Genomic DNA, 558 nt, shown 5'->3' with positions numbered 1-558 from the left:
TCCGGTACATTCAACTTCATGATTGTGTTCCAAGCAGAACACAATATCTTGATGCACCCCTTCCATATGTTAGGTGTAGCTGGTGTATTCGGTGGTTCTTTGTTCTCTGCAATGCACGGTTCTTTGGTAACTTCTTCCTTGGTTAAAGAAACAACCGAGAACGAATCACAAAACTACGGTTATAAATTCGGTCAAGAAGAAGAAACCTATAACATCGTTGCAGCACACGGTTACTTCGGTCGGTTGATTTTCCAATACGCTTCCTTCAACAACAGCCGTTCTTTACACTTCTTCCTAGCTGCTTGGCCAGTAGTTGGTATCTGGTTTACAGCTTTGGGTGTAAGCACAATGGCGTTCAACTTGAACGGATTTAACTTCAACCAATCAATCATTGATTCTCAAGGTCGTGTAATTTCTACATGGGCTGACGTAATCAACCGCGCTAACTTAGGTATGGAAGTAATGCACGAGCGCAATGCTCACAACTTCCCCCTAGACTTGGCTGCTGCTGATGTTGCTCCTGTTGCTTTGAGCGCTCCTGCAATCAACGGTTAATAA

General features: G+C 43.7%; 1 protein-coding gene. It reads left to right on the top strand.

The features are described 5' to 3' along the window. The coding region (locus ACIR310F_RS0100435) for a hypothetical protein (protein ID WP_028082119.1) at window positions 1-555 on the top strand (555 nt) is incomplete at its 5' end. Between the last annotated feature and the right edge of the window lie 3 nt (window positions 556-558).

The organism is Dolichospermum circinale AWQC310F (genome assembly GCF_000426925.1).
Lineage (GTDB): Bacteria > Cyanobacteriota > Cyanobacteriia > Cyanobacteriales > Nostocaceae > Dolichospermum > Dolichospermum circinale.
This window is presented reverse-complemented; position numbering and strand designations above follow the sequence as displayed.